The sequence below is a fragment of the Sphingomonas floccifaciens genome, from assembly GCF_042681125.1.
Classification (GTDB): domain Bacteria; phylum Pseudomonadota; class Alphaproteobacteria; order Sphingomonadales; family Sphingomonadaceae; genus Sphingomonas; species Sphingomonas floccifaciens.
Genome location: NZ_JBHUFC010000009.1, coordinates 1 through 5,802, shown reverse-complemented (window position 1 = coordinate 5,802; position 5,802 = coordinate 1). Strand labels below are relative to the sequence as shown.

The following is a 5,802-nucleotide window of genomic DNA, read 5'->3' as shown; positions in this document are numbered from 1 at the left end:
AAGGTCTTCGCAAAACCCGGTGAATCACAACTGACTGAAATCGCTCAACCTAATTTTCGGTCGGGTTCTAAGGCCCAGAACATAGGCCGCGTGCCGCTTCTTGCCCGCAACAGCATCATCGTGAGCGGTCAGGAAATCGCCGGGCGCGTATGCCGTGGCCTGGGCGTCGGCGAAGTCGATCGCTTCGACGCCGGTGATGGTGCGCAACATATCGCGCGCCGGCCCTTGGGACAGAAAGTCGGCGACGTCGGTCAGTGGATCGTCGCTCGACGCGCGCTCGGCCACCCCATCGGGCACGCGAACCGTCTCATAGCGAAACTGAAAACCCGCCCTCGCCCCCGCATAGACCGCCGCATCGAGCGCATCGGACTTTTGGGCTGGCATGTCCCGCCGAACACTTCGACTGAGCTCGAAAAGCTTCTCGCCGGCATTGATGAGCTGAAGCCAATCGTCGCGCGCCGCCAGATGCTCGTAGAGTGCCTGAGCGCTCGCATTGGACAGGACTTCGCCGATCGATACCCGTCCCTCTTGCGCATAACACCTACGCAACGCTTCGACGTCGAGCCCGGGATTGAGTGCAAGCGAAAGTACCGAGGTCGTCATACCGAGCCTTCATCGCGTACCACGATCGTTCGTGGCAACCGGCGCAAAGCAAAAAGGGGGCGAGGCATTGCGACCCCACCCCCGATTTGTCCGGATTCGCGCTGAATTAGAAGCGCAGCTTGGTACCGACGAAGAACGCCCGACCCATCACGTCGTAGGTGGTGGGGAAGGTATTCGTCTGCTCGCCCTGACCACCGCTCTGCGCGGACGCCAGCAGTGGCGGCTGGACGTCGAACAGGTTCGACACGCCGATGTTCAGGTCGAACGAGTCGGCCGGCGACATGCGGATCGTCATGTCGACATACTCCTTCGCCGGCAGACGCTCGACGGCATAGACCACCGCATCGTTGTCGTCCCGTACCGACGTGATGCGACGATATTGCACCGACACGGCGGCCAGATCGGTGCCCAGCGTCACGCGGGCATTGTGACGCCACTTCGGCAGCGGAATGCCGGCCGGCGTGCACAGACGGCCGAAGGTGCCGGCGCAGACACGCTCGATCGGCAGGCCGACGACAGGGACGTAGTTGTACGTGAACAGCCGCGAGCCCTGGTAGCTGAAGCCGAGACGGGCATTCTCGATGCCGAACAGCGACGTCGGACGGTAGGTATAGTTAACGCCGATATCGAGACCCGACGTGCGCAGGCCGCCGGTGTTGGCGTTGCGGTCGTCGATACGCTCGATCTGGCCGACCGAGTTGCGCGTGATGAGAGCGCAATAGTTTTGCAGCTGCAGATTGAAGCAGGCATTGCCGATGTTGGCCGAGCCGACCGTCGAAATATAGTCGTCGATCTTGATGTTGTAATAATCGACCGTCGCGGTGAAGTCGCTCAGGAAGCTGGGGGCCAGCACGCCGCCGACCGTCCAAGTCGTCGCCGTTTCCTCACGCAGGTTCGGGTTGCCGCCGAGGAACGTCGGCGGGTTGACCAGCGTCGCAAGACCAAGGTTAGTCCGCGACGTGGCGTCCGCCAGTACCGCCGCCGGAATGCCCTGGGCGATACAGAAGGCGTTCAACGAACCGCCCGGCGCTGCCGCCGCGACGTTGCAACCTTCGATATTGCCGTTGAAGCTGACGGTGTTGCCCAGGAACAGCTGGTTCACGCTCGGCCCGCGAATCGCGCGCGAATACTGACCGCGGAAGGTAATGTCGCGGACCGGTGCAAAGACGCCGCCCAGCGCATAGGTGTACACCGTGCCCGGCGCGTTCGAATAATCCGAGACGCGGCCCGCGGCGTTCAGCTCCAGCTTGTGGACGAAGCCCTGGTCGATCAGCGGCACGTTGATTTCGGCGAAGGCCTCGCGAACGCTGTACTCACCCGCGGTCGGACGACCCGGGTTGAAGCCGGCGACGTTGCCCGACGACAGGAACTGATCCGGCTGGATCGCGCCCTTCTCCTTGCGCCATTCGGCGCCCAGCGCGAGACCGATCGGACCCGTGCCGAAATCGACCAGGTTCGGGTTGGTCAACGCAAAGGTCGCGACCTGAGTGGTATATTCCTGCAGGTTGGTCGCGCCGATGGCGAGATAGTTGATCGCCGCCGGCGAGATGTTGCCCTGCCCGAAGATGTTCGCCGGGACACAGCCCGCAGCACGCGCGGCTGCATCGGCACAGACCAGCGTGCCGCCGCCGGACACACCCGCGAACGGGAACGGTGAGGTCGCACCGGTCGCCGGGTTCAGGAACGCGGTCGTGGTCGCAGCGATGAAGTTGCTGATCGCGATGTTGCCGTTCTGGCGCTGCGAATTGCGCGTGCGGGCGTACATGTACGACCCGTCGTAGCTGAAGCCGCCGCCGATATCGCCCTTCACACCGGTGACGATGCGGAAAGCGTTGCGGTCATCGACGTTCTGGCGCGGCCCGAGCGGCACGGTGCGGTAGCCGAAGCTGCCCAGCGTGACATAACCGTCGTTGCGGGTCGTCGCAGCGATAATCTGGCCACGTTGAGCCTCGGTGCAATTGGTCGGCAGCGTGCCGCTCGCTGGACACTGGAAGCTTTCGGCAGCGTCGATCGCCTGGAAGGCGGCGCGGACGTTGGCAGCGAGGAACGGCGAATTGGTCTGGACGCGCAGGGCCCCCAAGCTGCCGCTACCGAACGGCGTCGAGTTGCCGACCGGCGTCGCGGCGAGCTCGGTCGTCACGCGGTTGTTGATGAATTGACCTTCGAAATACGGACGGAAAGCCGGGCTGACCTCATATTCCGCCTTGGTCGAGATGATGAAGCGCTTCTGCGGAACCTGCAGATAGTTCACCGGGGCGAAGTTATAGGCGTCGGTCGTGTCGACGAACGCGCCGAGCGACCCGTCTGGGTTGAAGTCGAGGTTGGCGGTCGAGCCGGTGCCGAGGAACGGGGCGGCGATCGCCGCCTGGCCGAGCGTCGGCTGGTTGGCGCTGAACGCGGTGCCGAGCAGGATTCGCGTCTGCGGCACGCTGGGCGAACCGGCGTTGATCAGCGTTGGCACGCCGTTCACATTGGTGTTGGTCAGCGCGAGATTACCGAACGAGCGCGCGCCAGCGAAGGTGCCGCGACGGGTCAGGTAGCCGACGTGGGCGGTAACGTTACCGCGGTTGTCGTCGAAGTTCGCGCCGATCGTGCCGTTGATGTCCCACGACTGGCCATCACCGCGCTCGGTGATGTCATAATTGCTGTTAAGTTCGAAGCCTGAGAAGTTGCGCTTCGTGATGAAGTTGACGACGCCCGCGATCGCGTCCGAACCATAGACGGCCGAGCGGCCGCCGGTCACGACGTCGACGCGCTCGATCAGCGCCGACGGGATGGTGTTCAGGTCGACGATCTGCGTGACGTCGTACGAGACGTAGCGCTTGCCGTCGACGAGGACGAGCGTACGCGACGCGCCGAGCGCGCGCAGGTTGACGGTGGCGACGCCGCCGCCCGGATTGTTCGAGTTCGCGGTGGTCGTCGCCGTGACCTGCGGAAGGTCGTTCAGGACGTTTTCAATGTTCTGCGAACCGGCCTGGAGCGCGATTTCGTCGGCACCGACGACGGCGACCGGCGCTGCGCTCTCGAGATCCGGGCGCGCGATACGCGAACCAGTGACGACCACGTCCTGTGCGGGCGTGGCGGAATCGTTCTGGACCGACGGCTCGACAGTCTGCGCAGCGGCTGGAAGCGCGATCGACGTCGATACGAAAAGGGTCGACGTTAGCAAGCGCCGGCGAAAGTTTCGGTTCATGTAATAGTCCCCTTTACGCCGCCCGGTTCGGCGGCAAGCCCTGCTCCCAACGATGGTGCCGGGTAAGCATTTATCGTCACTTCCCAGCGAAAACTTCGCAATGCTAGAAGTTTGCGAGGCGCCGATTGGCGCTAAAGTGTCACATTCACGCAACAGCAGGATTTTTTCGAAGCGTTTTCAATTACGTTGAAGCGATAAGTTATTAGCTATGCAATCATTTGAAGGGGTAAGGCCTATGAATTATGGCCACTTGCTGGCGGCAATGTTTCTGAATGTTTCTGGAAACGCGCTGCCCGCGCAGGACGGAAGGGACGAACGCACCCTGATCGACAGGGTCGCTGCCTGTCTGGACATCCGCGACGATACGCAGCGGCTGGCGTGCAGCGATGCCGCCGCCCGCCGGCTGGTCGACGCCGTGCGGCGAAAGGACGTCGTCGTCGTCGATCGCGAGGCAGTGAAATCGACCCGGCGCTCACTGTTCGGCTTCCCGCTGCCGAGCATCGGCCTTTTCGGCCGCGAGGGACCGGACAAGCCCGAGGATCAGATCACCCAACTCGAAGCGAAGATCGAGCGCGTCGCTGACCTCGGTTATGGCAAATACACGCTGACGGTCGAGGGCGGCGCGCGCTGGACGACGACGGAGGCGTGGACGGGTGCCGCCCTGCCCGCGCCCGGCGCGACGCTCTCGATCCGGCGCGGTGCGTTGGGCGGCTACATGGTTCGGCTGGCGAACGGCCGCTCGGTGCGCGCGATCCGCGTCGGCTGACCTGCGGCGGCCTCTCGAGGGAGAGGCCGCCGCAGGTCTTCAGTGATTCCGCCGCTCAGAACTTGAAGTTCGCCCCCGCGCGGAACGAACGGCCGATCAGGCCAGGCAGGTGCCACGACGCCAGATAGTTCGGCTGCGTGGTGTAGAAGGTGTTCGGATAGAAGGGTGCCCGTGTGTTGGTTACGTTGCCGACGAAGCCGAAGAAGCTGAACTGTTCGTTCACCTTAATCGTCGCGTTGATGTCGGTGTAGATGAAGCGACGGATACGGCAGAACGAGTTGCCGCCCTGGGCGTCCTTGTAGACCGAGGCGTTGCACGACGTGTCCAGGCTGCCCTGGTCGGTGGCGACTGCGCGCATTGCGCCGACGAAGTAGGTCGTCGCGCTCAGCGAGAAGTTTTCCGTCAGGATCGTGTTCTGCCAGTTGCCGCGCCACTTCGGCGTACCACCGCCCGACGACAGGTCGGCCGGGCCGACCGAACCGGCGAAGCGCTGGACCGAGCCGTTGTCGAGGTGACGGTCGAACTTGAGCGTCCCCTGCAGGTCGAGGCGGCTTTCGAAGCGCAGCCCCTCGCTGATCGGCGCCTGGACGTTCGCGGTGAACTGCACACCGGTCGTCACGTCATAGTTGACGTTCACATACGGCGCGTTGAGCACCAGCAGACGCGGCAGGGCGTTGAGCGCGAAGGGATCGGCACCGTCGATGACGTTGCACGAATAGCCCGCACCGACCGCCGCCAGCTTGGCACAGCCCGCCGCCGATGCGGCCGCTGCCGAGGCGAAGGTCTGGTTCGCCACCGAGTAATAGGCGTTGATCGCCTCACCCGCGAGCGAACCCGCCGTGATCAGCCCCGACTTCTTCACGTTGAAATAGTCCGCGGTGAAGCTGAACCACGGCGCCGGCTGAACGATCGCACCGACCGTGAAGCTGCGCGAGGTTTCCGGCTGAATGTTCGGATTGCCGACATAGCCACGACCGACCGAATAGTTGGCAGTGTAACCGGCATTGTTCGGGTGCGCCGCACGGAAGTCCGCGTTCGGCGTGTAGCCGACGAAGCCCGAGAAGGAGCTGCGCGGATCGATCTCGGCGAAGGTCGGCGTACGGAAGCCTTCCGAGTACGACCCACGGAACGAGATTTCGGGGATCGGGGTGAACTTGGCGCTGATCTTCGGTGTAAACGCTCGCGCTAAATGGCGGCGTTCTGATCGCGCTATTTGTCAGTTGCCGGGTCCGATGACGAG

At 63.7% G+C, this 5,802-nt stretch carries 4 protein-coding genes; 1 reads left to right on the top strand and 3 read right to left on the bottom strand.

Annotation, left to right across the window (positions count from 1 at the left end; all coding sequences use genetic code 11):
* Positions 1 to 24: 24 nt before the first annotated feature.
* Positions 25 to 603 (bottom strand): proline hydroxylase, encoded by a 579-nt coding sequence (locus ACFSC3_RS16695; RefSeq protein WP_380941506.1) that lies wholly within the window; start codon positions 601 to 603, stop codon positions 25 to 27.
* Positions 604 to 709: 106 nt separating this feature from the next.
* A complete protein-coding gene (locus tag ACFSC3_RS16690) occupies positions 710 to 3,796 on the bottom strand; it encodes a TonB-dependent receptor domain-containing protein (RefSeq protein ID WP_380941505.1) in 3,087 nt (1,028 codons plus the stop codon).
* Between the two features lie 235 nt (positions 3,797 to 4,031).
* On the opposite strand from ACFSC3_RS16690, the gene ACFSC3_RS16685 reads away from it, so the two are divergent.
* Entirely contained in the window at positions 4,032 to 4,562 is a 531-nt protein-coding gene (locus ACFSC3_RS16685; RefSeq protein ID WP_380941504.1) for a hypothetical protein, read from the top strand.
* 55 nt (positions 4,563 to 4,617) lie between these two features.
* Here ACFSC3_RS16685 and ACFSC3_RS16680 read toward each other — a convergent pair whose 3' ends face one another.
* Positions 4,618 to 5,775, bottom strand: coding sequence for a TonB-dependent receptor domain-containing protein (locus ACFSC3_RS16680; protein WP_380941507.1), 1,158 nt, complete (start codon positions 5,773 to 5,775; stop codon positions 4,618 to 4,620).
* Between the last annotated feature and the right edge of the window lie 27 nt (positions 5,776 to 5,802).

Coding starts and splice junctions, on each gene's coding strand:
- ACFSC3_RS16695 (WP_380941506.1), bottom strand. CDS start 603: ATGACGACCTCGGTACTTTCGCTTGCACTCAATCCCGGGCTCGACGTC.
- ACFSC3_RS16690 (WP_380941505.1), bottom strand. CDS start 3,796: ATGAACCGAAACTTTCGCCGGCGCTTGCTAACGTCGACCCTTTTCGTA.
- ACFSC3_RS16685 (WP_380941504.1), top strand. CDS start 4,032: ATGAATTATGGCCACTTGCTGGCGGCAATGTTTCTGAATGTTTCTGGA.